Genomic DNA, 25,468 nt, shown 5'->3' with positions numbered 1-25,468 from the left:
AAGATTACTTCGAGTAAAGCTCGACGATCAGGGCTTCGTTGATATCGGCCGGCAGATCACCGCGATCCGGCACAGCCTTGAACGTGCCTGCGAACTTCTTGCTGTCGACCTCGACCCACGACGGACGAAGATCCATCGTGTCGAAAACCGTCGCTGCTTCCTGGACGCGCAACTGCGTGCGGGCCTTTTCGGTCAGCGAGACTTCGTCGCCCGGACGGACGTGGTAGGAAGGCACATTGACCTTCTTGCCATTGACCGTGACAGCCTTATGGGCCACCAGCTGACGAGCCTGGGCGCGGGTAACCGCGAAACCCATGCGGAACACGACGTTGTCGAGACGGCTTTCCAGCAGGCGCAGCAGGTTTTCACCCGTATTGCCCTTCTGGGTCGAAGCCTTGGTGTAGTAGTTGCTGAACTGACGCTCGAGCACACCGTAGATGCGCTTGACCTTCTGTTTCTCACGCAGCTGCACTGCGTAATCGGAAAGACGGGCGCGCTTGTTGGCGCCATGCTGACCGGGCTTGGTTTCGAGCTTGCACTTGGAATCGAGCGCGCGAGCCGGGCTCTTCAGACCGAGGTCGACACCTTCACGACGCGCAAGTTTGCAGGTAGCTCCACGATAACGGGCCATGGGTATGCTCCTTAGACGCGACGCTTCTTGGGGGGACGGCAGCCGTTATGCGGAATCGGCGTGACATCGATAATGTTGAGCACTTTGTAGCCCAACGCATTCAGTGAACGCACGGCCGACTCACGGCCCGGGCCGGGGCCCTTGATGCGAACTTCAACCGTCTTCACACCGTAGTCGCCTGCAGCGCGGCCAGCCTTTTCGGCGGCAACCTGGGCAGCGAACGGGGTGGACTTACGGGAACCGCGGAAACCCGCGCCACCGGCAGTCGCCCACGACAGGGCGTTGCCCTGGCGATCGGTGATCGTGACGATCGTATTGTTGAAAGAAGCCTGCACGTGGGCCACGGCATCCGTGACGACGCGCTTGATCTTCTTCTTGGTTTTAACCGGCTTAGCCATAATCGGTATCCGTTACTTCTTGATCGGACGACGCGGACCCTTGCGGGTACGGGCGTTGGTACGCGTGCGCTGGCCGCGCACCGGCAGGCCGCGACGATGGCGCAGGCCACGATAGCAACCCAGGTCCATAAGGCGCTTGACCGCCATGCCGACTTCGCGGCGGAGGTCGCCTTCGACCGTGTACTTAGCGATTTCGGCGCGGATTTTCTCCACTTCGCCTTCGCTGAGCGACTTGATGGGAGTGGTCGGAACCACGCCGGCATCCACACAAACCTGCTTCGCCCGCGAACGGCCGATTCCGAAAATGCTCTGCAGGCCGACCCAGACATGCTTCTGGACCGGCAAATTGACACCCGCGATGCGCGCCATGATGTACTGTCTCCGATGCGTTTCGTGCGCGGTAAACGCGCAATTCTAACCTGAATTAACCTAAACGGGAAGTCCTGCGGCGCTGGGCGCCAAGGCCTCCCCTACTTGGGGGCTTAACGTCCAATCTCAGCCACGGCGAAGATTGGACTTCTTGAGCAGACTCTCGTACTGGTGGCTCACGAGATGGGCCTGGACCTGAGCCGTGAAGTCCATCACCACCACCACCACGATCAGCAGCGAAGTGCCGCCGAAATAGAACGGTACGTGCCAGGCGTTCTGCATGAACGTGGGCACCAGGCAGACCAGTACGATGTAAATCGCGCCAACACCGGTAAGCCGGGTCATGACGCCATCGATGTAGTCTGCCGTGGCGCGACCCGGACGGATGCCCGGAATCAGCGCGCCCGAACGCTTGAGGTTATCGGCCGTTTCCTGCGAGTTGAACACGATCGCCGTATAGAAGAAGGCGAACCCGATCACCAGCACCGCGAACACGATGTCGTGGACCGGCTCGCCCGGGCTCAGCGCCGTGGTCAGCCACTGCAACCAGCGCGACTGGTGGGCGGAGCCGAACCAGGTCGCGGCGGTTGCCGGAAAGAGCAGAAGACTGGTCGCGAAGATCGGCGGAATGACACCCGCCATGTTGATCTTCAGCGGCAGGTGCGAGGTCTGGCGCTGGAACTGACGTTGGCTGCCCTGCTTCGCGTAATTCACGGTAATGCGCCGCTGGGCGCGCTCCATGAACACCACGAAGGCGGTGACCGCGAGAATCAGTGCCGTGACCATGAGCAGCTTCAGGACCGACAGCTCGCCGTTGTTCGCCATGGTCAGCGTGTGCGCGATGGCACCCGGCAGACCCGCAACGATACCGGCGAAGATCAGCATGGAGATACCGTTGCCGATACCCCGCTCCGTGATCTGCTCACCCAGCCACATCAGGAACATCGTGCCGGCGGTGAGGCCGACGACCGATGCCATGACGAAGCCGGCACCCGGCATATAGACCACCGGACCGCTGGCGCCGACCTGCTTCTGCAGGGCGACCGCGATACCGAAGGCCTGGAATGCCGCCAGGCCGACCGTGCCGAAACGCGTGTACATGGTCATCTTGCGACGACCCGCCTCGCCTTCCTTGCGCAGAGCCATGAGCGACGGTACGACCGAGCCCATCATCTGCACCACGATCGACGCCGAGATATACGGCACCACACCAAGCGCGAACACCGAAAAACGCGAGAGAGAACCGCCGGAGAACATGTTGACCATGTTCAGCAGGCCGCCACCACCCTCAACCAGGCTCGTCATCGCCTCAGGATTCACGCCCGGAACGGGAATGAACGAACCGAGGCGGAAGACGATCAGCGCACCAATCAAGAAGAAGATGCGCTGACGCAGTTCCGTCAGTTTGCCCAGCGAGCCGAGCGTTGTGCCCTGCGCTGCTGCCACCTGATTACTCCACGCTGCCGCCGGCGGCTTCGATAGCCGCCTTGGCGCCGGCCGTCGCAAGCACGCCCGAGAGCTTGATCGCGCGATTGATTTCACCCTTCAGGACGATCTTGACCTTCTTCGCGCGGCTGGTCACGAGACCGGCGGCGTGCAGAGCGATCAGATCGATCGTGTCGGCCTGGATGGTGGCGAGCTGGTACAGCATGACCTGCTGCGTGTCGGCCTTCTTCAGCGAGCGGAAGCCCACCTTCGGCAGGCGACGCTGCAGCGGCATCTGACCGCCTTCGAAGCCGACGCGGTGCGTGTTACCCGCACGGGCGTGCTGACCCTTGTGACCGCGGCCGGCGGTCTTGCCGAGGCCGGAACCGATACCACGCGCTACGCGGGTACGGGTCTTGCGAGCGCCCTTGCCGGGCCTGAGATCGTTAAGACGCATGACTTACTCCTCGACCCGAACCAGGTAGTAGACCGTGTTGATAAGGCCACGGACCTGCGGGCTATCCTTCAGTTCGCGGACATCGTTGATCCTGCTCAGGCCCAGGGCCTTGACGCTCAGACGATGCCGACCCTGCACGCCACGCAGACCCTTGACCAGGCGCACGCGGACAGTACCGCCAGCGGCGGTTTCATTCTTCTTAGCCATTGCCGAGGACCTCTTCGATCGTCTTGCCACGCTTGGCGGCGATGCGCTTCGGCGAGGCGACGGCCTGCAGACCCTTGATCGTCGCGCGGACGAGGTTGATCGGGTTCCGCGAGCCGACGGCCTTGGCCAGCACGTCCTTCACACCGACCACTTCGAGGACAGCGCGCATGGCGCCGCCGGCGATGACGCCGGTACCCTGCGAGGCAGGCTGCATGTAGACGCGAGCCGCACCGTGGTTGGCCTTGATGGCGTACCACAGCGTGCCGTTGTTGAGTTCGATGGACACCATGTTGCGGCGGGCGCGTTCCATGGCCTTGGAAATGGCGACCGGCACCTCACGTGCCTTGCCATAACCAAAGCCCACGCGGCCTTCGCCGTCGCCGACGACCGTCAGCGCGGTGAAGCTCATCTGGCGGCCACCCTTGACGGTCTTGGCCACGCGGTTGACGGCGATAAGCTTTTCAAGCATGCCGTCCGAATTTTCGCGATCTGTCGAGGACATCTCTTTTCCTGATAGCCCGGAATGATGGTTAGCCGGGACTTCTGTTTACGGCTTGGTCGCCGCTTGGTGTTGTAGGTACATCGGGCGACACCGGCCCCGAGGAGCCGATGCCGTGGCCTGACGCCTCTTAGAACTTGAGGCCGGCCTCACGCGCCGCATCGGCCAGAGCCTTGATGCGACCGTGATAACGGAAACCCGAGCGGTCAAACGCGACGGCTTCGATACCGGCGGCCTTGGCGCGCTCGGCAACGATGCGACCCACCGTGATGGCGGCCTCGACGTTCTTCTTGCTCTTGAGACCCTCAGCAACCGAGCTCTGCACGGTCGAGGCGGCTGCCACGACGGTGCCGTTCGGTGCGAAGACCTGGGCGTAGATGTGCTGACCGGTGCGGTGCACGCTCAGGCGGGCGACGGCGAGCTCACGAATGTGGGCACGGGTCGACTTGGCGCGGCGCAGGCGGGATGTATTCTTGTTCATCTTCTCGTCTCCAGAAAGCGGATAGGCCGATTAGGCCTTCTTGGCTTCCTTCAGGATGATCTTCTCGCCGGCGTAGCGAACGCCCTTGCCCTTGTAGGGCTCCGGCGAACGGAAAGCACGGATCTTGGCGGCCGTCTGGCCCACGAGCTGCTTGTCGGCACCCTTGATAAGGATCTCCGTCTGCGTCGGGACTTCGATGGTGATGCCTTCCGGCGCGTCGAAGACGACCGGGTGCGAGAAGCCGAGGGACAGGTTGACGGCCTTGCCCTGGAGCTGCGCGCGATAACCGACGCCGACCAGTTCGAGCTTCTTCTCGAAGCCGTTGGCAACACCGGTGACCATGTTGGCGATGATCGCGCGGGCGGTGCCACCGAACTTGTCGTCGGCGCCATCGGCGAGAACGATCGAAACGACGCCGTTTTCCTGCGAGAGCGAAACGCCCGGCAGCTCGTGGGTCGTCAGGGTGCCCTTCGGGCCCTTGACCGAGACCGTGCCATTGGCAACGGAGAGTTCAACGCCCTTCGGGAGGGTGATGGGGAGCTTGGCTACACGTGACATGTCGGTACTCCTTACGCCACCTGGCCGATGACTTCGCCGCCCAGACCCTTGGAACGGGCCTGCGCGTCGGTCAGGAGACCGGCGGAAGTCGAGATGATCGAGATACCCAGGCCACCGAGGACCTTCGGCAGTTCGTCCTTGCCGCGGTAGACGCGGAGACCGGAACGGCTGACACGGGAAATGGTTTCAATGGCCGGACGGCCTTCGAAGTACTTCAGCTTGATCTCGAGGACCGGCTTGCCCGCTTCGTCAGCGGTACGGGCGTCGAGGATGTAGCCTTCGTTCTGCAGAAGCTTGGCCAGGGCCAGCTTCACTTTCGACGACGGCATACGAACAACCGCTTTGCCAGATGCCTGGCCGTTACGGATGCGCGTAAACAGATCGGCGATGGGATCAGTCATGCTCATAAGAAAAACCCTTGAGAGTACCGATATCCGTATGACCGGAAATCTTAAATTGTAGTGCCGACACATCGTCGGTCTGCATTGCGCAGACCAACGACTATAGCAGCATGAGACGCCCCGGACAAGTTTTGTCCAGGAGCGCCCTGCCCCGCCGAAGCGGAGGCTGGTTTTACCAGCTGGCCTTGCGCAGGCCCGGGACGTCACCACGCATGGTGGCTTCGCGGAGCTTGTTGCGACCGAGGCCGAACTTGCTGTAGACGCCGCGCGGACGACCGGTCAGTGCACAGCGGTTACGCTGGCGCGACGGGCTCGCATCACGGGGAAGCTTCTGCAGCTTGGTCTGGGCTTCCATCTTCTCGTCGTACGAAGCGGTCGCGCTAAGGACGATCGCCTTGTATTCCGCACGCTTTGCAGCGTACTTTTTGACGAGCTTGGTGCGCTTGAGGTCGCGCTCGACCATCGAGGTCTTTGCCATGTTCTACCTGTGATCAGTTGCGGAACGGGAAGCTGAAGGCTTCCAGCAGCGCCTTGGCTTCTTCGTCGGTTTTGGCGGTGGTGGTGATGGAGATATCCATACCGCGCAGCGCATCAACCTGATCGAAGTCGATTTCCGGGAAAATGATCTGTTCCTTGACGCCGAAGTTGTAATTACCACGACCATCGAAGGCGCGGCCCGAGACACCACGGAAGTCGCGCGTACGCGGCAACGAGATGTTGATCAGGCGGTCCAGGAATTCCCACATCTGGGCACGACGCAGCGTGACCTTGCAACCGATCGGCCAACCGTCGCGGATCTTGAACGAAGCGACCGACACGCGGGCCTTCGTCGTGATCGGCTTCTGGCCGGCGATCTTGGTCATGTCGGCGACCGCATTGTCGAGGATCTTCTTGTTACCGGCGGCTTCGCCGACGCCCATATTGAGCGTGATCTTCGTGATGCGGGGCACCTGCATGACGTTCTGGTAACCGAAGCGCTCAGTGAGCTTCTGCATTACCGACTCTTTGTAAAACGTTTCAAGACGGGTCATGACTTCGGTTCCTTACGCGTCGACTTCTTCGCCGGAGCGGAACACGCGCACCTTGCGCCCGTCCTCGAGCGTCTTGGTGCCAGCGCGCTCGCCCTTGTTGGTGGCGGAGTTGAAGAGCTGTACGTTGGAGATATGGATCGAGGCCTCACGTTCGACGATCCCGCCCGGCTGGTTGGCCTGAGGGTTCGGCTTGGTGTGACGCTTGACCAGATTGACGTTCGAGACGACGACGCGCTCGCCATCGACGCGCAGCACGTCGCCGCGCTGCCCCTTGTTCTTGCCGGTGATGACGACGACGTTATCACCCTTGCGGATACGGTTCATGTCTGGCCTCCGCTCAGAGCACTTCGGGCGCGAGCGAGACGATCTTCATGAACTTCTCGTTGCGCAGCTCGCGAGTAACCGGCCCGAAAATACGGGTACCGATCGGCTCGAGCTTATTGTTGAGGAGCACGGCCGCGTTACCGTCGAAACGGATCACGGAACCGTCGGCGCGGCGCACACCCTTGGCGGTACGAACCACCACGGCGTTGTACACCTCACCCTTCTTGACCTTGCCGCGAGGAATGGCGTCCTTGATGGTCACCTTGATCACATCACCGACGCTGGCATAACGGCGCTTCGAGCCGCCCAGCACCTTGATGCACATCATTTCCTTCGCACCGCTGTTGTCCGCGGCGGAAAGCGAGCTCTGCACCTGAATCATGGCTGCTCTTCTCCTTAGACTTCAGCGCGCGTGACGATTTCGACCACGCGGTGATGTTTGGTCTTCGACAGCGGACGGCATTCCGCGATCCGCACCAGGTCACCCTCGTTCGCACCGGTCTCGTCATGTGCGTGAAGCTTCGTGGAGCGGCGGATGATCTTGCCGAGCAGCGGATGCTGCACCTGACGCTCGATCAGTACCGTTACGGTATGGTCCATCTTGTTGCTGATGACACGCCCCGTGAGGGTGCGCGCCGTCTTCGTGTTATCACTCATGTCCGCCGTCCTTACTTCTTAGCGCCGAGCACGAACTTCGTGCGGGCGATGTCACGCCGAACGCGGCGCAGCTGGTGCGGCTGAGTGAGCTGACCGGAGCCCTTCTGCATGCGCAGATTGAACTGCTCCTTGCGAAGGTCCAGCAGATCCTGCTTAAGCTCTTCCGCCGACTTCTGGTTGATATCTTTGCTGGCCATTACATCACCGCCCTGGAGACGAACTGGGTCTGGACGGACAGCTTGGCTGCGGCCAGACGGAACGCTTCGCGTGCCGTCGTCTCGTCGACACCTTCGATTTCATAAAGCATGCGACCGGGCTGGATCGGAGCGACCCAAAACTCGACGCTACCCTTACCGGCGCCCATTCGAACCTCGATCGGCTTGCGGGTGATCGGCTTGTCCGGGAACACGCGGATCCAGAGCTTGCCACCACGCTTGACGAAGCGCGTGATGCAACGACGGGCCGCTTCGATCTGGCGCGCGGTCAGCTGACCGTGCGTCGTCGCCTTGAGGCCGTACTCGCCGAAGCTCACGAGGTTGGAGTTGAACGCCAGGCCGTCATTGCGGCCCTTGAACTGCTTGCGGAACTTGGTGCGCTTAGGTTGCAACATGGCAACACTCCTTACTTGGCCGTCCGCTCGCGGCGGTTTTCACCACCATCGCGGCGCGACTGCTGAGGCTGCTGGTCTTCCTTCGACTCGGCCGTGGCAGCCGCCAGATCGAAGATCTCACCCTTGTAGACCCACACCTTGACACCGATGATGCCGTATTGGGTCTTGGCTTCGGCGGTGCCGTAGTCGATGTCCGCACGCAGGGTGTGCAGCGGGACGCGACCTTCACGGGCCCACTCGGAGCGAGCGATCTCGGCGCCGTTCAGACGACCGGAGACGTTGATCTTGATGCCCAGGGCACCAAGGCGCATCGCGTTACCGACCGAGCGCTTCATCGCGCGGCGGAACATGATGCGACGCTCTAGCTGCTGAGCGATCGATTCGGCGACAAGCTGGGCGTCGAGCTCTGGCTTACGGACTTCGCTGACGTTGATGTGCGTCGGAACGCCCATCATGTCGGTGACTTCCTTACGCAGCTTCTCGATGTCCTCGCCCTTTTTGCCGATCACCACGCCCGGACGGGCGGTGTAGATCGTCACGCGGGCGGTCTTGGCGGGGCGCTCGATCTGGATCTTCGAGATGCCGGCGGCGGCGAGCTTCTTGCGGAGCATCTCGCGGACCTTGAGATCGGCCTGCAGATAAACCGCGTACTCACCCTTGTTTGCGTACCACTTCGAGTTCCAGTCCTTGGCAATGCCGAGGCGGATACCGGTGGGATGAACTTTATGACCCATCGTCTCTTACCCCAGTCAGTTGCCAACAACCACAGTGATGTGGCTGGTGCGCTTCAGGATGCGCGAACCGCGGCCTTTGGCGCGGGCGTACATGCGCTTCATCGCCGGACCTTCATCGACGAAGATGCGGGCGACCTTCAGCTCGTCCACGTCCGCACCGAGATTGTTCTCGGCGTTGGCGACGGCGGAGAGCAGCACCTTGCGAACAAGGTGAGCGGCTTTCTTGTTGGTGAAGGCGAGCACGTCGCTGGCTCGGCCCACGGGCATACCGCGGACCAGGTCAGCCACCAGGCGTGCCTTCTGCGCCGAGATGCGGGCGCTGCGCAGGATCGCTTTGGCTTCGGTGCTCATCACTTGCCCTTCTTGTCGCCGGCGTGGCCCTTGTACGTGCGGGTCACCGCGAACTCGCCGAGCTTGTGCCCGACCATGTTCTCGTTGATCAACACAGGCACGTGCTGGCGGCCGTTGTGGATGGCGATGGTCAGACCGACCATCTCCGGCAGGATCATCGAACGACGCGACCAGGTCTTGATCGGACGCTTGTTATTGGCGGAAACGGCGGCTTCCACCTTTTTCACGAGGTGCAGGTCGACGAACGGACCTTTTTTTAGAGAGCGCGGCATGATCGTTTCCTAATTACTTGCGACGACGCACGATGAACTGCTCGGTGCGCTTGTTGTTACGCGTCTTGTAGCCCTTGGTCGGCGTGCCCCACGGCGAGACCGGATGACGGCCGCCCGAGGTCTTGCCTTCACCACCGCCATGCGGATGGTCCACCGGGTTCATGACGACGCCGCGAACCGTAGGACGAATGCCGGCCCAACGCTTCTTACCGGCCTTGCCGAGCTTGCGCAGGCTGTGCTCGGAGTTGCCGACTTCACCGATGGTGGCGCGGCATTCAACCGGTACGCGACGCATTTCGCCGGAGCGAAGACGCAGCGTGGCATAGCCCTGCTCGCGAGCGACCAGCTGGACCGAGGCACCGGCGGAGCGTGCGATCTGCGCACCCTTGCCCGGCTTCATCTCGATGCAGTGGATCGTGGAACCGACCGGGATCGAACGAAGCGGCAGGCAGTTGCCCGCTTTGATCGGGGAGTCGGAACCGGACACGAGACGGTCGCCCACCGACACGCCCTTGGGCGCGATGATGTAGCGGCGCTCGCCGTCGGCGTAGCACAGCAGCGCGATGTGCGCGGTGCGGTTCGGATCGTATTCAAGACGCTCGACAACGGCGGCAATGCCTTCCTTGTCGCGCTTGAAATCGATGATGCGGTACGCCTGCTTGTGACCGCCGCCGCGATGACGTGTGGTGATGCGACCGTAATGGTTGCGACCGCCGGTCTTCGACTGCGATTCGGTCAGGGGCGCGTAAGGAGCGCCCTTGTACAGACCTTCGGTCCGTACGCTGACTGCGTCGCGACGACCCGGGGAGGTCGGCTTGTGAGTGATCAGTGCCATCTCAATTCAACTCCTGGCTCAGGCCTTGGCCGACACGTCGATCGTATGACCGTCGGCGAGGCGCACGTAGGCCTTGCGCTTGCCCTGGCGGTTGCCAGTGCGATTGCGGAACGACTTGACCTTGCCCTTGGTGTTCACGAGGTTCACGTTCTCGACCTTGACGTCGAAAAGGTGTTCCACCGCTGCACGGACATCGGCCTTGGTCGCCTCAGGCGCCACGACGAAAACGTACTGGTTGTTCTCAGCAAGGCGAGCCGACTTCTCGGAGATGTGCGGCGCGCGAAGCGTATTGAGCGTGCGTTCGGTGCTCATGCGAGCCACTCCTCGACCTTCTTGACCGCGTCCACCGTCATGACGACGTAGTCGCTACCGACAAGGCTGACCGGATTCAGGGCCAGCACGTCGACGACGTGGATATACGGAATGTTGCGGGCGGACAGGTACAGCGCTTCGGTGGCGTCTTCCGACACCAGCAGCACGCGACCCTTGACTTCGAGCTCGGCGAGCTTCGCGATCATGCCCTTGGTGCTCGGGGCTTCCATCGACAGCTCGGTCACGACCTTCAGGCGATCCTGACGGTTGAGCTCGGCAACGATGGAACGAATCGCGACGCGATACGCCTTGCGGTTGACCTTCTGCTCGAAGCTGCGCGGCTTGGCCGCGAACGTCACACCACCGCCGACGAAGATCGGGGCGCGGTAATCGCCGTGGCGAGCACCGCCACCCTTCTGCTTCTTGAACTTCTTGGTCGTACCGGACATCTGACCGCGAGACAGCTGAGCCTTCGTGCCGGCACGGCCAGCCGCCTGATAGGCGGTGACGACCTGGTGCACGAGAGCCTTCTTGTACTCGCCGCCGAACACGTCGTCCGACACGGTGAGCGCCTTGGCGCCAATAACGTTGAGTTCCATGGCGTCTCTCCTCAGCCCTTGGTCGTCGGACGGATCACGACATCGCCACCCGGCGCGCCAGGGACAGCGCCCTTGACAGCGATGAGGTGACGCTCGGCATCGACCTTGACCACTTCGAGGCCCTGCTGGGTGCGATTGACCGCGCCCATGTGGCCCGACATCTTCTTACCAGGGAACACGCGGCCCGGCGTCTGGCGCTGGCCGATCGAGCCAGGGGCGCGATGCGACAGCGAGTTACCGTGCGTGGCATCGCCCATCTTGAAATGGTGACGCTTGATGGTGCCCTGGAAACCCTTACCCTTCGACACACCGGCGACGTCGACCGTCTGACCGACGGTAAAGACGTCATCCGCCTTGATCTCGGTGCCGATCGCGTACTTGCCTGCGTCTTCCGCGGAAACGCGAAATTCCCACAGACCGCGGCCCGGCTCGACCTTGGCGTTGGCGTAATGACCCTTCAGCGGCGATGTCAGGAGCGAGGCACGTTTGGCGCCCGTCGTTACCTGCACGGCGCTGTAGCCGTCGTTTTCTTCGGTCTTCACCTGCGTCACACGATTCGGGGTCGCTTCAATCAGCGTCACCGGAATCGAGCGGCCGTCTTCGGTGAAGAGCCGGCTCATGCCGCACTTGCGGCCAACCAGTCCGATACTCATCTTCGTATCCTTTTATCCGCTCAGCCGAGCTTGATCTGCACGTCAACGCCAGCCGCGAGATCGAGCTTCATGAGCGCGTCCACGGTTTTGTCGTTGGGGTCGATGATGTCCAGAACGCGCTTGTGCGTACGGGTCTCGTACTGGTCGCGGGCATCTTTATCGACGTGCGGCGACACCAGAATGGTGTAGCGCTCAATCTTGGTCGGCAGCGGGATCGGGCCGAGGACCGTGGCGCCAGTGCGCTTGGCCGTCTCGACGATTTCGCTGGCCGAACGATCGATCAGGCGATGATCGAAGGCCTTGAGCCGAATGCGAATCTTTTGGTTCGCCATAAAACCGTGTCCTGTTATCGAAAGAACGTTCTTGTGATTCGGAGTGGCTTCTCGCCGCCCCGCACAACCCATGTAGCTACTTGCAGGTGTCGCGACGGGCCGCCCTGGCCTGGCATGAAGCCATCCGGGCGACCCGAAAAAGTCGAGGCGGACCGCATAAACGATCCGCCAAGACAGAAAAGTATAGAATACACAACGATACGGATCAACAGAGCTCTCGCTCCGTGACCCAGTCGGCACTCCATTCGGCATCCATGCCTGCGAACTCGAAGCACATTCCGTGCGCCTCATTTCGCTGTGAGCCGTCGCCTTGAAGGCGATCTGGCTGATATAACTCGGCGACTATAGCGGATCGATCAGAAAAAGGGAAGAGGTGTGCCATAAAAAAAGCGGAGGCTCTCGCCTCCGCTTCTTCGGGACACCCAGGCAGGTCACCCTGCCCGACCGTCCTTCTTACTTGACGATCTTGGCGACGACGCCGGCGCCGACGGTACGACCGCCTTCGCGGATCGCGAAGCGCAGGCCTTCATCCATGGCGATCGGGAAGCCCAGGGTCACCGAGATCTTCACGTTGTCGCCCGGCATCACCATCTCGACGCCTTCCGGCAGCTTGATCGAACCCGTCACGTCCGTGGTACGGAAGTAGAACTGCGGACGATAGTTGCTGAAGAACGGCGTGTGACGGCCACCCTCGTCCTTCGACAGGATGTACACCTCACCCTCGAACTCGGTGTGCGGCGTGACCGACTTCGGAGCCGCCAGCACCTGGCCACGCTCCACGTCTTCACGCTTCAGGCCGCGAACCAGCACGCCGACGTTGTCACCGGCCTGACCCTGGTCGAGCAGCTTGCGGAACATCTCCACGCCCGTGACCGTCGTCTGCTGGGTGTCCTTCAGGCCGATCACTTCGGCCGGGTCACCCACCTTGACGATACCGCGCTCGACGCGACCGGTCAGCACCGTGCCACGCCCCGAGATCGAGAACACGTCTTCCACCGGCAGCAGGAACGGCTTGTCGATCACGCGCTCCGGCTCCGGGATCCAGCTGTCGAGTGCGTCGACCAGCTTGATGATCGACGGCACGCCGATCTCGGACTGGTCGCCCTCGAGGGCGAGACGGGCCGAACCGTGCACGATCGGGGTGTCATCGCCCGGGAACTCATACTTCGACAGCAGTTCGCGGACTTCCATCTCCACCAGCTCGAGCAGCTCGGCGTCGTCCACCATGTCCGCCTTGTTCAGGAAGACCACGATGTACGGCACGCCCACCTGGCGCGAGAGCAGGATGTGCTCACGCGTCTGCGGCATCGGGCCGTCGGCAGCGGAGCAGACCAGGATCGCGCCGTCCATCTGCGCGGCACCCGTGATCATGTTCTTCACGTAGTCGGCGTGGCCCGGGCAATCGACGTGGCCGTAGTGGCGCATCGGCGATTCGTATTCCACGTGCGCGGTCGAGATCGTGATGCCGCGCGCCTTCTCTTCCGGCGCCGCATCGATCGAACCGTAGTCCTTGAATTCGCCACCGAAGCGCTCGGCGCCGATCTTGGTCAGCGCGGCCGTCAGCGTGGTCTTGCCGTGATCGACGTGACCGATGGTGCCGACGTTGACGTGCGGCTTCTTGCGCTCGAACTTACCCTTTGCCATGACTCTGAAACCTCTGAAAAATCGTTGAAAGTTTTAATGAAGAAGCCCAATCAGGACTTCTTCATGACCTCTTCGGCGATGTTGCTCGGCGCCGGCTCGTAATGATCGAATTCCATCGTGAACGTGGCACGACCCTGCGACAGCGAGCGGATCGTCGTCGCATAACCGAACATCTCGCCAAGCGGGATCATCGCGTTGATCGTGTTGCCCGACGGCGTTTCTTCCTGACCGGTCAGCATGCCGCGACGGCGCGAGATATCGCCCATCACGTCACCGACGTAGTCAGGCGGCGTCACGACTTCGACCTTCATGATCGGCTCGAGCAGAACCGGCTTCGCCTTGGCGAAACCCTGCTTGAACGCCATCGACGAGGCGAGCTTGAACGCCATTTCCGAGGAGTCGACGTCATGGTACGAACCGAAGACGAGCTTGACCTTCACGTTCACCACCGGGAAGCCCGCGAGCGGACCACTGGTGATCGTCTCACGGAGACCCTTCTCGACCGAAGGAATGAATTCCTTCGGGATCACGCCACCGGAGATGTCGTTGATGAAGAGGAAGTCGTCCTTGATCGACGGTGCAATCTTGGGATCGGCACGATCGGCGTCGGAGATCGGCGACAGCTCGATCACGACGTGACCGTACTGACCCTTACCACCCGACTGCTTGGCATGCTTGTAGTCCGACTTGACGTCCGCGGCCTGAATCGTTTCGCGGTAAGCGACCTGCGGCTTGCCCACGTTGGCCTCGACGTTGAACTCGCGACGCATGCGGTCCACCAGGATGTCCAGGTGAAGCTCGCCCATGCCCGAGATGATCGTCTGACCCGACTCTTCGTCCGTCTTGACGCGGAACGACGGATCTTCCGCGGCCAGACGGCCGAGGGCGACACCCATCTTTTCCTGGTCCGACTTGGTCTTCGGCTCGACCGCCATCGAGATCACCGGCTCCGGGAACGACATGCGCTCGAGAGTGATGATCTTGTCCTGCGAGCAGAGCGTATCTCCGGTCGTGACGTCCTTCAGGCCGACCGCAGCGGCGATGTCGCCCGCGCGGACTTCCTTCAGTTCGTGACGCTCGTTGGCATGCATCTGAAGCATGCGGCCGATGCGCTCTTTCTTCGACTTGACCGGGTTGTAAACCGGGTCGCCCGCATTCAGCGTGCCCGAATAGACACGGAAGAACGTGAGCGCACCGACGAACGGATCGGTCATGATCTTGAACGCCAGCGCGGAGAACGGAGCATCGTCCTTCGCTTCGCGGGTATCCGGCTGCTCGTTCTCGTCGATGCCTTCGACCGGCGGGCGGTCGAGGGGCGACGGAAGCAGGTTGACGACCGCGTCGAGCATCGCCTGGACGCCCTTGTTCTTGAACGCCGTGCCGCAGAACACCGGGATGATTTCGCTACGCAGCGTACGCAGACGCAGGCCTTCAATGATCTCGGCCTCGGTCAGCTCTTCGCCGCCCAGGTACTTGTCCATCATCTCTTCCGTGGCTTCCGCCGCGGCTTCGATCATCTTGGTGCGATCTTCTTCCGCACGAGCCTGAAGCTCGGCCGGCACGTCGATGTAGTCAAACTTCATGCCCTGGGACTCCATGTCCCAACGGATCGCCTTCATCTTGAGGAGGTCGACGACGCCTTCGAAGTTGTCTTCAGCACCGATCGGTACTTGCATCGCCACGGGATTGGCGCCAAGGCGAGCCTTGAGCTGACCGACCACCTTGTCGAAGTTCGCGCCGGTGCGGTCCATCTTGTTGACGAACGCGAGACGCGGCACCTTGTACCGGTTGGCCTGGCGCCAGACGGTTTCGGACTGCGGCTGCACGCCACCGACGGCACAGAGCACGAACACCGCACCGTCGAGCACGCGAAGCGAACGCTCCACCTCGATGGTGAAGTCGACGTGTCCCGGGGTGTCGATGATGTTGAAGCGGTGCTCGGGCAGCGAACGGTCCATGCCCTTCCAGAATGCCGTGGTGGCAGCGGAAGTGATGGTAATGCCGCGCTCCTGCTCCTGCTCCATCCAGTCCATCGTAGCGGCACCGTCATGCACCTCGCCAATCTTATGACTGACACCGGTGTAGAACAGGATACGCTCGGTGGTCGTGGTCTTGCCGGCGTCGATGTGAGCCATGATGCCGAAGTTGCGGTAGCGCTCGATGGGCGTAGTGCGTGCCACGGTCTTTCCTCAATCTGGAGCTGAAATTACCAGCGGTAATGCGAGAAGGCCTTGTTGGCCTCCGCCATGCGGTGCGTTTCTTCGCGCTTCTTGACGGCGCCGCCACGGGATTCCGAGGCTTCGAGCAGTTCGGCGGCCAGCTTGCGCGGCATGGACGTCTCGCCGCGCTTGCGCGCTGCGTCGATCACCCAGCGCATGGCAAGCGCCATACGACGGCCCGGACGGACTTCGACCGGCACCTGGTACGTGGCACCACCGACACGACGCGACTTCACCTCGACGGCCGGGGCGATGTTGCCCAGGGCCTTCTCGACGAGCTGCACGGCTTCAGCGTGCTTCTTGCCGATTTCTTCGAGAGCGCCGTACACGATGGATTCGGCGACGGACTTCTTGCCGGACTTCATCACCATATTGATGAAACGGGCAATCAGCTGGCTTCCGTGCTTCGGGTCCGGGAGGACCACACGGGCGGGATGGGAACCTTTACGCGACATAATTCTTGTCCTTTACTCAGCTCTTCGGGCGCTTGGCGCCGTACTTCGAGCGCGACTTGCGACGCTTGGTCACGCCGGCGCAGTCGAGACTGCCGCGAACCGTGTGGTAACGCACACCGGGGAGATCCTTGACGCGACCGCCGCGGATCAGGACCACCGAGTGCTCCTGGAGATTGTGACCTTCGCCACCGATGTAGCTGATGACTTCGAAACCGTTGGTCAGGCGCACCTTGGCAACCTTACGCAGTGCCGAGTTCGGCTTCTTCGGGGTGGTCGTATACACGCGCGTGCAGACGCCGCGGCGCTGCGGGCTGCTCTGCAGGGCCGGGGAAGCGCTTTTGTACGCCTTCGGGCTGCGGGATTTGCGCACCAACTGGTTGACTGTCGTCATGCGAAGCTATTCCTGAGAAACATAAAGGCAGACCGAAAGATCGGCCCGCCAGAGAAACGTTGTTGACGTGCGCCGCCCACGAAGCGAGCCGGCGCCCATCGTCCCTGAATCCGAACACGAGGCGCGTCCCTGCGCCTCATTTCGTATGTACGAGCAAAACCCGGAATACGGGCCTTACTCAGCGCTATCGTTGGACCCGACAGGGGCTTCGGCGAACGAAACGGCCGGTGCCGAACCCGAGAGGGTTTCGAGCTCCGAAGCCGTCAAACCGCCCTGGCTACGACGCGAAGCGTGGTATGCCAGACCCGTACCTGCAGGGATTAGCCGCCCAACAATAACATTTTCCTTCAGGCCCCGCAACGTATCCCGGGTACCACGAACCGCCGCCTCGGTGAGGACGCGGGTGGTCTCCTGGAACGATGCCGCCGAGATGAACGACTCGGTGGCCAGCGAGGCCTTGGTGATGCCCAGCAGGACCGATTCGAACCCGGCGCGACGCTCACCACGAGCCTCGGCACGGTCGTTCTCTTCGTTGATCCGGACGCGCTCGACCTGCTCACCGCGCAGGTAGGTGCTGTCGCCCGCCTCGGTGATTTCGACCTTGCGCAGCATCTGGCGAATGATCGCTTCGATGTGCTTGTCGTTGATCTTCACGCCCTGCAGGCGGTAGACGTCCTGGATTTCCTTGACCAGGTACGAAGCCAGCGGCTCCACACCCAGCAGGCGCAGGATGTCGTGCGGATTCGGCTCGCCGTCGACGACGGTCTCGCCCTTCTCCACATGCTCGCCTTCGAAGACGATGACCTGACGCCACTTGGGAATCAGCTCCTCGTGCTCGTTACCGTCCACGTCCTTGATGATCAGGCGCTGCTTGCCCTTGGTGTCCTTGCCGAAGCTGACGATACCCGAGCGCTCCGCGAGGATCGCCGGCTCCTTCGGCTTGCGGGCTTCGAACAGATCGGCCACGCGCGGCAGACCACCCGTGATGTCGCGGGTCTTCGAGGTTTCCTGCGGGATACGGGCGACCACGTCACCCACGCCCACTTCCGTACCGTTCTGGATCGACACGATGGCGCCGGCCGGCAGGAAGTACTGGGCCGCGATGTCCGTACCCGGCAGCTTGAGCTCACGGCCCTTGCTGTCTTCCAGGCGGACGATCGGGCGCAGATCCTTGGCCTGCGTACCGCGACGCTTCGGATCGGTGACCACCGCCGACTCCAGGCCGGTCAGTTCATCGGTCTGCGACTGCACGGTGATGCCGTCGATGAAGTCGATGAAGCGCACCACACCGGCCACTTCCGTGACGATCGGATGGGTATGCGGATCCCAGTTGGCGACCGTCTGGCCCGACTTGACCGGATCGCCGTCCTTGACGGAGATGGTCGCGCCGTAAGGCACCTTGTAACGCTCGCGCTCGCGACCGTTGGCATCGATGACGCTCACTTCGCCCGAACGCGAGACGGCGACCAGGTGACCCTGGTTATGCTCGACCGACTTCAGGTTGTTGAACTTCAGCGCACCGGTGGTACGCACCGTAACGTTGTCGACCGCAGCCGCACGCGACGCCGCACCACCGATGTGGAACGTACGCATGGTGAGCTGGGTACCCGGTTCACCGATGGACTGTGCGGCGACGACGCCCACGGCCTCACCCATGTTGACCAGGTGACCACGGGCCAGGTCGCGGCCGTAGCACAGGGCGCACACGCCGTGGCTGGCGCGGCAGGTGATCGGCGAACGCACCTTGATCAGCTGCACCGAGGCCTTGTCGAGCTTGTCGACCAGGTATTCGTCGAGCAGCGTGTCACGGGTGACGATCGGCTGGTCGTCGTCGCCGGGGGCGTAGACGTCCTCGACCACGACACGACCGAGCACGCGATCGCGCAACGGCTCGACCACGTCACCGCCTTCGACGATCGGGGACATCATGACGCCGTCTTCCGTGCCGCAATCGTGCTCGGTGATGACGACGTCCTGCGCCACGTCGACGAGACGACGCGTGAGGTAACCGGAGTTGGCGGTCTTCAGCGCGGTATCCGCGAGGCCCTTACGGGCACCGTGGGTCGAGTTGAAGTACTGCAGGACGTTGAGGCCCTCGCGGAAGTTCGCCTTGATGGGCGTCTCGATGATCGAGCCATCCGGACGGGCCATCAGGCCGCGCATACCCGCCAGCTGACGAATCTGCGCCGCGCTACCACGCGCGCCGGAGTCGGCCATGATGTACAGCGAGTTCATCGACTTCTGGTTGACCGTCTTGCCGTCGGCGTCCTCGACCTTCTCGGTGCCGATACCGTCGATCATCGCCTTGGCGACGAGTTCGTTGGTGCGGCTCCAGATGTCGACGACCTTGTTGTAGCGCTCGCCGGCGGTGACCAGGCCCGACTGGTACTGCTCCTGGATCTCGACGACTTCCTTCTCGGCTTCCTCGAGGATGCCCTTCTTCTCGGCCGGGATCTTCATGTCGTCGATGCCGATGGAGATACCGGCGCGCGTCGCGAAACGGAAGCCGGTGTACATCAGCTTGTCGGCGAACACGACCGATTCCTTCAGGCCGAGCAGACGGTAGCTCTGGTTGATCAGGCGCGAGATGTTCTTCTTGGTCAGCTCGGTGTTGACCAGCGCGAACGGGAGGCCGTCCGGGATGATCTCCATGAGCAGCGCGCGACCGACCGTCGTATCGACGATGGCCGTACGCGACGACGTGGCACCTTCCGAGTCCTGCTCGGTCATGTGCACGCGCACCTTGACCTTGGCGTGCAGTTCGACGGCACGGTTGTCGTACGCACGACGCACTTCGCCGACGTTCGCGAACACCATACCGGCGCCCTTCGCGTTGATCAGTTCGCGGGTCATGTAGTACAGACCGAGCACGACGTCCTGCGACGGCACGATGATCGGCTCGCCGTTGGCGGGCGACAGGATGTTGTTCGACGACATCATCAGGGCGCGGGCTTCGAGCTGCGCCTCGATCGACAGCGGCACGTGGACGGCCATCTGGTCACCGTCGAAGTCGGCGTTGAACGCCGTGCAGACGAGCGGATGCAGCTGGATCGCCTTGCCTTCGATCAGGACCGGCTCGAACGCCTGGATGCCCAGGCGATGCAGGGTCGGGGCACGGTTGAGCATGACCGGATGTTCACGGATCACGTCTTCCAGGATATCCCACACCTGGGCCTCTTCGCGCTCGACGAGCTTCTTCGCGGCCTTGATGGTCGTGGCTTCGCCACGAGCCTGCAGCTTGGCGAAGATGAAGGGCTTGAACAGCTCAAGCGCCATCTTCTTCGGCAGGCCGCACTGGTGCAGGCGCAGCGTCGGACCGACCACGATGACCGAACGGCCCGAGTAGTCGACGCGCTTGCCGAGCAGGTTCTGGCGGAAGCGACCCTGCTTGCCCTTGATCATGTCGGCCAGCGACTTCAGCGCGCGCTTGTTCGTGCCGGTGATGGCACGACCGCGACGGCCGTTGTCGAGCAGCGCATCGACCGATTCCTGCAGCATGCGCTTTTCGTTGCGGACGATGATGTCCGGTGCAGCGAGTTCGAGCAGGCGCTTCAGGCGGTTGTTGCGGTTGATGACGCGGCGGTACAGGTCGTTCAGGTCGGACGTGGCGAAGCGGCCGCCATCCAGCGGCACCAGCGGACGCAGGTCCGGCGGGAGCACGGGAAGGACGGTCATGACCATCCACTCCGGCTTGTTGCCGGATTCCAGGAACGCCTCGATCAGCTTCACGCGCTTGGTGAGGCGCTTGAGCTTGGTCTCGGAGTTGGTCGCCGTGATCTCTTCCTTGAGGCGGATGACTTCGCCCGGCAGGTCGAGGCTCTTCAGCAGCTCGTAGACGGCCTCGGCACCCATGCGGGCGTCGAACTCGTCACCGTGCTCTTCGGTCGCTTCCAGGTACTGGTCTTCGCTGAGCAGCTGGCCGCGCTCGAGCGCGGTCAAGCCCGGGTCGATCACTACGAAGGCTTCGAAGTACAGGATGCGCTCGATGTCACGCAGCGTCATGTCCAGCATGAGGCCGATGCGCGAGGGCAGCGACTTCAGGAACCAGATGTGCGCGGTCGGGCTGGCCAGCTCGATGTGGCCCATGCGCTCGCGACGGACCTTGGCCAGGGTGACCTCGGTGCCGCACTTCTCGCAGACCACGCCACGGTGCTTCATGCGCTTGTACTTGCCGCACAGGCACTCGTAGTCCTTGATCGGGCCGAAGATGGCCGCGCAGAACAGACCGTCACGCTCGGGCTTGAACGTGCGGTAGTTGATGGTTTCCGGCTTCTTCACTTCGCCGTACGACCACGAACGGATCAGCTCCGGCGATGCCAGGGCGATCTTGATCGCGTCGAAATCCAGCGTCTGTCGCTGCTGGTTGAACAGATTGAGCAGGTCTTTCATGCGTAATCTCCGGTAGCCGCGACGATCACTTGATCTCTTCCAGCTCGATGTCGATCGCGAGCGAGCGGATTTCCTTCACGAGCACGTTGAAGGATTCCGGCATGCCCGCGGCCATCTCGTGGTTGCCGTCGACAATGTTCTTGTACATCTGGTTACGGCCCTGCACGTCGTCCGACTTGACGGTCAGCATTTCCTGCAGGGTGTACGCCGCGCCGTAGGCTTCGAGCGCCCAGACTTCCATTTCGCCGAAGCGCTGGCCGCCGAACTGCGCCTTGCCGCCCAGCGGCTGCTGGGTAACGAGCGAGTACGGACCGGTGGAACGCGCGTGCATCTTGTCGTCGACGAGATGGTTCAGCTTGAGCATGTGCATGTAGCCCACGGTGACCGGGCGATCGAACGCCTCGCCGGTACGGCCGTCGTAGAGCGTCGTCTGACCGGATTCCGGCAGATCGGCGAGCTTCAGCATGTGCTTGATTTCGGTCTCTTCGGCACCGTCGAAGACGGGCGTCGCCATGGGCACGCCGTCACGCAGGTTGTCGGCCAGCTGGATGATCTCGGCGTCCGTCATCGACTTGAGGTCGACATGGCGCACCGCACCTTCCGCACCGGCGTTGCCGTGGTTGTAGACCTCGTCGAGGAACTCGCGCAGCTTGGCCGGCTTCTCGTTGGCTTCGATCATGGCCGAGATCTTGTGGCCCAGGCCCTTGGCGGCCCAGCCCAGATGGACCTCGAGAATCTGACCGATGTTCATACGCGACGGCACGCCCAGCGGGTTCAGGCAGATGTCGACCGGACGACCGTCGGCGGAGAACGGCATGTCCTCGACCGGGACGATCATCGAGACCACACCCTTGTTACCGTGACGGCCTGCCATCTTGTCGCCCGGCTGGATGCGGCGCTTCACGGCAAGGTACACCTTGACCATCTTGAGCACGCCCGGGGCGAGGTCGTCGCCCTGGGTGATCTTGCCCTGCTTCTCCTTGAAGCGCTTGTCGAAGGCCTCGCGATGGCGCTTGACCTGGTCGGCCGCGCGCTCGAGGAACTCCGAGACTTCCTCTTCCTTGACGTTGATCTTGAACCAGTCGTCTTTCTTGAGCGTATCGAGGTAGGCGTCGTCGATGACCACGCCGCGCTTGAGACCGCCCGGACCGCTCATCGCGGACTTACCAACCAGCTGCGAGCGCATGCGGGCGTAGATCGCGCCCTCGAGGATGCGGAACTGATCGTCCAGATCCTTGCGGATCCGCTTCAGTTCGGTTTCTTCGATCTGCTTGGCGCGCTTGTCCTTCTCGATGCCGTCGCGAGTGAAGACCTGCACGTCGATGACGTTGCCGTCCATGCCCGGGGGCACGCGCAGCGAGCTGTCCTTCACGTCCGAGGCCTTCTCGCCGAAGATGGCGCGCAGGAGCTTTTCTTCCGGGGTCAGCTGGCTTTCGCCCTTGGGCGTGACCTTGCCGACCAGGATGTCGCCGGCCTTCACTTCCGCACCGATGTAGACGATGCCGGACTCGTCGAGGCGGGCCAGGGCCTGCTCGCCGACGTTCGGGATATCGGCCGTGATTTCCTCGGCGCCCAGCTTGGTGTCACGGGCGATGCAGGTCATCTCCTCGATGTGGATCGAGGTATAGCGATCTTCCTGAACCACGCGCTCGGAGATCAGGATCGAGTCTTCGAAGTTGTAGCCGTTCCACGGCATGAAGGCCACGAGCATGTTCTGGCCGAGCGCAAGCTCGCCCAGATCGGTCGAGGAGCCGTCCGCCAGGGTATCGCCCACGGCGACCACGTCACCGACGTTCACCAGCGGACGCTGGTTGAGGTTGGTGTTCTGGTTGGAGCGGGTGTACTTGGTGAGCGTGTAGATATCGACGCCGGCGTCGTTCTCGTCCACTTCCACTTCGTTGACGCGCACGACGATACGTGCGGCATCGACCTGGTCGATGACACCGCCGCGCTTGGCGGACACGGTGACGCCCGAGTCGCGCGCCACGGCGCGCTCGATGCCCGTGCCGACGAGCGGCTTCTGGCTGCGCAGGGTCGGAACGGCCTGGCGCTGCATGTTCGCGCCCATCAGGGCGCGGTTCGCGTCATCGTGCTCCAGGAAGGGCACGAGCGCCGCCGCCACCGACACCGTCTGCATGGGCGAGACGTCCATGTAGTTGATCTCGGCCGACGGACGCAGCTCGGACTCGCCACGGAAGCGGCAGGACACGAAGTCTTCGAGGAACTTGCCCTCCTTCGACAGCGGCGAGTTCGCCTGCGCGATCACGTGGTCGCCCTCTTCGATTGCGGAGAGGTAATCGACCTTGTCGGTGACCTTGCCGCTCTCGACCTTGCGGTACGGCGTCTCGAGGAAGCCGTAGGCATTGGTGCGGGCGTACACGGCCAGCGAGTTGATCAGGCCGATGTTCGGGCCTTCCGGCGTTTCGATGGTGCAGACGCGACCGTAGTGAGTCGGGTGCACGTCGCGCACTTCGAAGCCGGCGCGCTCACGGGTCAGGCCGCCCGGCCCGAGCGCCGACACGCGGCGCTTGTGGGTCACTTCGGACAGCGGGTTGTTCTGATCCATGAACTGCGAGAGCTGCGACGAACCGAAGAACTCCTTCACCGCCGCCGCGACGGGCTTGGCGTTGATCAGTTCCTGCGGGGTCAGACCCTCGGACTCGGCCAGCGACAGGCGCTCGCGCACCGCGCGCTCGACGCGGACCAGACCGATGCGGAAAGTGTTTTCCGCCATTTCGCCGACCGAGCGCACGCGACGGTTACCGAGGTGGTCGATATCGTCGACCGTACCGGTGCCGTTGCGGATGTCGATCAGGACGCGGAGTACGTCGAGGATGTCGGAGGTCTCGCCCTGCTCGGCGACCAGACGCTGCGATTCCTCTTCCTTGCGCTCGCTGAAGTACTTGTGGTCGTAGAGCACGCCCGGACCGACGACGTCCTTGCGGCCGACACGACGGTTGAACTTCATGCGGCCGACGCCCGAGAGGTCGTAGCGGTCGAAGGTGAAGAACAGGTTGAAGAACAGGTTCTGCGCGGCGTCCTTGGTCGGCGGCTCGCCCGGACGCATCATCCGGTAGATTTCAACCAGGGCCTCGAGCTGCGTGCGCGTGTTGTCGATGCGCAGCGTGTTCGAGATGTACGCACCGCGATCCAGGTCGTTGACGTAAAGCGTCGGCACAGTCTCGATCCCGCCCTTGCGGAACTTCTCGAGGTGCTCGAGCGTCAGCTCGTCGTTGGCCGCGGCGATGATCTCGCCGGTGTCCTTGTCGATCATGTCGACGGCCACGATGCGGCCGACCGGGTAATCGTCCGGCACTTCGAGCGTGGTGATCTTCTCGCTGGCCAACTGGCGCACGTGGCGCGCGGTGATGCGCTTGCCGGCTTCCACCAGCACCTTGCCGTCGATCAACAGATCGAAGGACAGGGTTTCACCACGCAGGCGCTCGGCGACCAGGTCGAGCATGACGCCGCCCTTCTTGCCGAGATGGAACACGTTGTGCTCGAAGAAGATGTCGAGCATCTCTTCGTTGCCGTAACCGAGCGCGCGCAGCAGCACCGTCACCGGCAGCTTGCGGCGACGATCGATACGGGTGAACAGCGCGTCCTTCGGATCGAACTCGAAGTCCAGCCACGAGCCACGGTAAGGAATGACGCGGGCCGAGAACAGCAGCTTGCCCGAGCTATGCGTCTTGCCGCGGTCGTGATCGAAGAACACGCCGGGCGAACGGTGCAGCTGCGAGACGATGACGCGCTCGGTGCCGTTGATGATGAAGGTGCCGGTGTCGGTCATGAGCGGGATCTCGCCCATGTAGACCTCCTGCTCCTTGACGTACTTCACGGCCTTCTTCGACGCCGGGCTGTCCTTGTCGTAGATCACCAGGCGGACCGTCGTGCGCAGCGGCGCACCGAAGGTCATGCCACGGTTGCGGCATTCACGTTCATCGAACGCGGGTTCGCCGAGCCTGTAGTCGACGTATTCGAGCGCGGCGTTGCCGGAGTAGCTGGAAATCGGGAACACCGACTTCAGCGCGGCGTGCAGGCCCTTCTCCTCGCGATGCTTGGAGCTGACCTGCTCCTGCAGGAATTCTTTGTACGAGTCGGTCTGGATGGTCAGCAGGTTGGGCACGCCCAGGACGGGCGGGCGCTTGCCGAAATCCTTACGGATGCGCTTCTTCTCGGTAAACGAGTAGGTCATGGTGGGTACCGCCTCGGCTCAGTAATGGGTCGATCAAAA

The 25,468-nt window shown here is 62.6% G+C and carries 31 protein-coding genes; all 31 read right to left on the bottom strand.

All coding sequences use genetic code 11. The features are described 5' to 3' along the window. Positions 1-4: 4 nt before the first annotated feature. Positions 5-631 (bottom strand): 30S ribosomal protein S4, encoded by a 627-nt coding sequence (gene rpsD, locus FA89_RS08985; protein WP_036140163.1) that lies wholly within the window; start codon positions 629-631, stop codon positions 5-7. An 11-nt stretch (positions 632-642) separates the two neighbouring features. Next, on the bottom strand, positions 643-1,029 hold the full coding sequence (gene rpsK, locus FA89_RS08980; protein WP_007513384.1) for a 30S ribosomal protein S11: 387 nt from the start codon (positions 1,027-1,029) through the stop codon (positions 643-645). A gap of 12 nt (positions 1,030-1,041) precedes the next feature. Continuing rightward, entirely contained in the window at positions 1,042-1,398 is a 357-nt protein-coding gene (gene rpsM, locus FA89_RS08975) for a 30S ribosomal protein S13 (RefSeq protein ID WP_036115440.1), read from the bottom strand. Positions 1,399-1,524: 126 nt separating this feature from the next. Further along, entirely contained in the window at positions 1,525-2,844 is a 1,320-nt protein-coding gene (gene secY / locus FA89_RS08970) for a preprotein translocase subunit SecY (protein ID WP_036140161.1), read from the bottom strand. A 4-nt stretch (positions 2,845-2,848) separates the two neighbouring features. After that, positions 2,849-3,280, bottom strand: a complete 432-nt coding sequence (rplO, locus tag FA89_RS08965) for a 50S ribosomal protein L15 (RefSeq protein WP_036140160.1) — start codon at positions 3,278-3,280, stop codon at positions 2,849-2,851. A 3-nt stretch (positions 3,281-3,283) separates the two neighbouring features. Next, positions 3,284-3,487: a 50S ribosomal protein L30 gene (rpmD, locus tag FA89_RS08960; RefSeq protein WP_036140158.1), complete on the bottom strand. Its 204-nt coding sequence runs from the start codon at positions 3,485-3,487 to the stop codon at positions 3,284-3,286. Beyond that, positions 3,480-3,989, bottom strand: a complete 510-nt coding sequence (rpsE, locus tag FA89_RS08955) for a 30S ribosomal protein S5 (protein WP_029213879.1) — start codon at positions 3,987-3,989, stop codon at positions 3,480-3,482. Before rpsE ends, rpmD begins: the two co-directional genes overlap by 8 nt. 127 nt (positions 3,990-4,116) lie before the next feature. Then, entirely contained in the window at positions 4,117-4,467 is a 351-nt protein-coding gene (rplR, locus tag FA89_RS08950) for a 50S ribosomal protein L18 (protein ID WP_036140157.1), read from the bottom strand. Positions 4,468-4,497: 30 nt separating this feature from the next. Beyond that, positions 4,498-5,025: a 50S ribosomal protein L6 gene (gene rplF / locus FA89_RS08945; RefSeq protein ID WP_036140156.1), complete on the bottom strand. Its 528-nt coding sequence runs from the start codon at positions 5,023-5,025 to the stop codon at positions 4,498-4,500. Positions 5,026-5,036: 11 nt separating this feature from the next. Further along, positions 5,037-5,432: a 30S ribosomal protein S8 gene (gene rpsH, locus FA89_RS08940; RefSeq protein ID WP_036115455.1), complete on the bottom strand. Its 396-nt coding sequence runs from the start codon at positions 5,430-5,432 to the stop codon at positions 5,037-5,039. Positions 5,433-5,598: 166 nt separating this feature from the next. Beyond that, positions 5,599-5,904 carry a 30S ribosomal protein S14 gene (gene rpsN, locus FA89_RS08935; RefSeq protein ID WP_036115457.1) on the bottom strand — a complete coding sequence of 102 codons (306 nt, stop codon included), beginning with the start codon at positions 5,902-5,904 and terminating at the stop codon, positions 5,599-5,601. Positions 5,905-5,917: 13 nt separating this feature from the next. Then, positions 5,918-6,457 carry a 50S ribosomal protein L5 gene (gene rplE, locus FA89_RS08930; RefSeq protein WP_036115460.1) on the bottom strand — a complete coding sequence of 180 codons (540 nt, stop codon included), beginning with the start codon at positions 6,455-6,457 and terminating at the stop codon, positions 5,918-5,920. 12 nt (positions 6,458-6,469) lie between these two features. Further along, a complete protein-coding gene (gene rplX, locus FA89_RS08925) occupies positions 6,470-6,781 on the bottom strand; it encodes a 50S ribosomal protein L24 (protein ID WP_036140155.1) in 312 nt (103 codons plus the stop codon). A gap of 13 nt (positions 6,782-6,794) precedes the next feature. Beyond that, positions 6,795-7,163: a 50S ribosomal protein L14 gene (gene rplN, locus FA89_RS08920; RefSeq protein ID WP_036115467.1), complete on the bottom strand. Its 369-nt coding sequence runs from the start codon at positions 7,161-7,163 to the stop codon at positions 6,795-6,797. A 14-nt stretch (positions 7,164-7,177) separates the two neighbouring features. Further along, positions 7,178-7,438, bottom strand: coding sequence for a 30S ribosomal protein S17 (gene rpsQ / locus FA89_RS08915; RefSeq protein ID WP_036115469.1), 261 nt, complete (start codon positions 7,436-7,438; stop codon positions 7,178-7,180). Positions 7,439-7,449: 11 nt separating this feature from the next. After that, positions 7,450-7,635: a 50S ribosomal protein L29 gene (rpmC, locus tag FA89_RS08910; protein WP_036115473.1), complete on the bottom strand. Its 186-nt coding sequence runs from the start codon at positions 7,633-7,635 to the stop codon at positions 7,450-7,452. Then, the gene (gene rplP, locus FA89_RS08905) at positions 7,635-8,048 is read right to left on the bottom strand and encodes a 50S ribosomal protein L16 (RefSeq protein ID WP_036115475.1); all 414 of its coding nucleotides are present in this window, start codon (positions 8,046-8,048) and stop codon (positions 7,635-7,637) included. The genes rpmC and rplP overlap by 1 nt, the downstream gene beginning before the upstream one ends. An 11-nt stretch (positions 8,049-8,059) precedes the next feature. Beyond that, complete coding sequence (gene rpsC / locus FA89_RS08900; protein WP_036140152.1) at positions 8,060-8,782, bottom strand: 30S ribosomal protein S3; 723 nt, start codon at positions 8,780-8,782, stop codon at positions 8,060-8,062. Positions 8,783-8,797: 15 nt separating this feature from the next. Next, positions 8,798-9,133, bottom strand: a complete 336-nt coding sequence (rplV, locus tag FA89_RS08895; RefSeq protein WP_029213891.1) for a 50S ribosomal protein L22 — start codon at positions 9,131-9,133, stop codon at positions 8,798-8,800. Continuing rightward, positions 9,133-9,405 (bottom strand): 30S ribosomal protein S19, encoded by a 273-nt coding sequence (gene rpsS, locus FA89_RS08890; RefSeq protein WP_029213892.1) that lies wholly within the window; start codon positions 9,403-9,405, stop codon positions 9,133-9,135. The genes rplV and rpsS overlap by 1 nt, the downstream gene beginning before the upstream one ends. Before the next feature lie 13 nt (positions 9,406-9,418). Next, positions 9,419-10,240: a 50S ribosomal protein L2 gene (gene rplB, locus FA89_RS08885; protein ID WP_036140150.1), complete on the bottom strand. Its 822-nt coding sequence runs from the start codon at positions 10,238-10,240 to the stop codon at positions 9,419-9,421. A gap of 18 nt (positions 10,241-10,258) precedes the next feature. Beyond that, the gene (gene rplW, locus FA89_RS08880) at positions 10,259-10,552 is read right to left on the bottom strand and encodes a 50S ribosomal protein L23 (protein ID WP_036140147.1); all 294 of its coding nucleotides are present in this window, start codon (positions 10,550-10,552) and stop codon (positions 10,259-10,261) included. Further along, complete coding sequence (rplD, locus tag FA89_RS08875) at positions 10,549-11,151, bottom strand: 50S ribosomal protein L4 (protein WP_036140143.1); 603 nt, start codon at positions 11,149-11,151, stop codon at positions 10,549-10,551. The genes rplW and rplD overlap by 4 nt, the downstream gene beginning before the upstream one ends. Positions 11,152-11,162: 11 nt before the next feature. Next, entirely contained in the window at positions 11,163-11,804 is a 642-nt protein-coding gene (gene rplC, locus FA89_RS08870) for a 50S ribosomal protein L3 (protein WP_036140141.1), read from the bottom strand. Positions 11,805-11,824: 20 nt separating this feature from the next. After that, positions 11,825-12,136: a 30S ribosomal protein S10 gene (rpsJ, locus tag FA89_RS08865; RefSeq protein WP_036140140.1), complete on the bottom strand. Its 312-nt coding sequence runs from the start codon at positions 12,134-12,136 to the stop codon at positions 11,825-11,827. A gap of 453 nt (positions 12,137-12,589) precedes the next feature. After that, positions 12,590-13,780, bottom strand: a complete 1,191-nt coding sequence (tuf, locus tag FA89_RS08860) for an elongation factor Tu (protein WP_036140122.1) — start codon at positions 13,778-13,780, stop codon at positions 12,590-12,592. 50 nt (positions 13,781-13,830) lie between these two features. After that, positions 13,831-15,960 carry an elongation factor G gene (gene fusA, locus FA89_RS08855; RefSeq protein WP_036140139.1) on the bottom strand — a complete coding sequence of 710 codons (2,130 nt, stop codon included), beginning with the start codon at positions 15,958-15,960 and terminating at the stop codon, positions 13,831-13,833. A 26-nt stretch (positions 15,961-15,986) separates the two neighbouring features. Next, complete coding sequence (gene rpsG, locus FA89_RS08850) at positions 15,987-16,454, bottom strand: 30S ribosomal protein S7 (RefSeq protein ID WP_036140138.1); 468 nt, start codon at positions 16,452-16,454, stop codon at positions 15,987-15,989. A 16-nt stretch (positions 16,455-16,470) separates the two neighbouring features. Beyond that, positions 16,471-16,845, bottom strand: a complete 375-nt coding sequence (gene rpsL / locus FA89_RS08845) for a 30S ribosomal protein S12 (protein ID WP_036115505.1) — start codon at positions 16,843-16,845, stop codon at positions 16,471-16,473. A gap of 174 nt (positions 16,846-17,019) precedes the next feature. Continuing rightward, positions 17,020-21,234 carry a DNA-directed RNA polymerase subunit beta' gene (gene rpoC, locus FA89_RS08840; RefSeq protein ID WP_036140137.1) on the bottom strand — a complete coding sequence of 1,405 codons (4,215 nt, stop codon included), beginning with the start codon at positions 21,232-21,234 and terminating at the stop codon, positions 17,020-17,022. A gap of 25 nt (positions 21,235-21,259) precedes the next feature. Then, on the bottom strand, positions 21,260-25,429 hold the full coding sequence (rpoB, locus tag FA89_RS08835) for a DNA-directed RNA polymerase subunit beta (protein WP_036140136.1): 4,170 nt from the start codon (positions 25,427-25,429) through the stop codon (positions 21,260-21,262). Positions 25,430-25,468 lie beyond the last annotated feature (39 nt).

The organism is Luteibacter sp. 9135, from assembly GCF_000745005.1.
Taxonomy (GTDB): Bacteria; Pseudomonadota; Gammaproteobacteria; order Xanthomonadales; family Rhodanobacteraceae; genus Luteibacter.
This window is presented reverse-complemented; position numbering and strand designations above follow the sequence as displayed.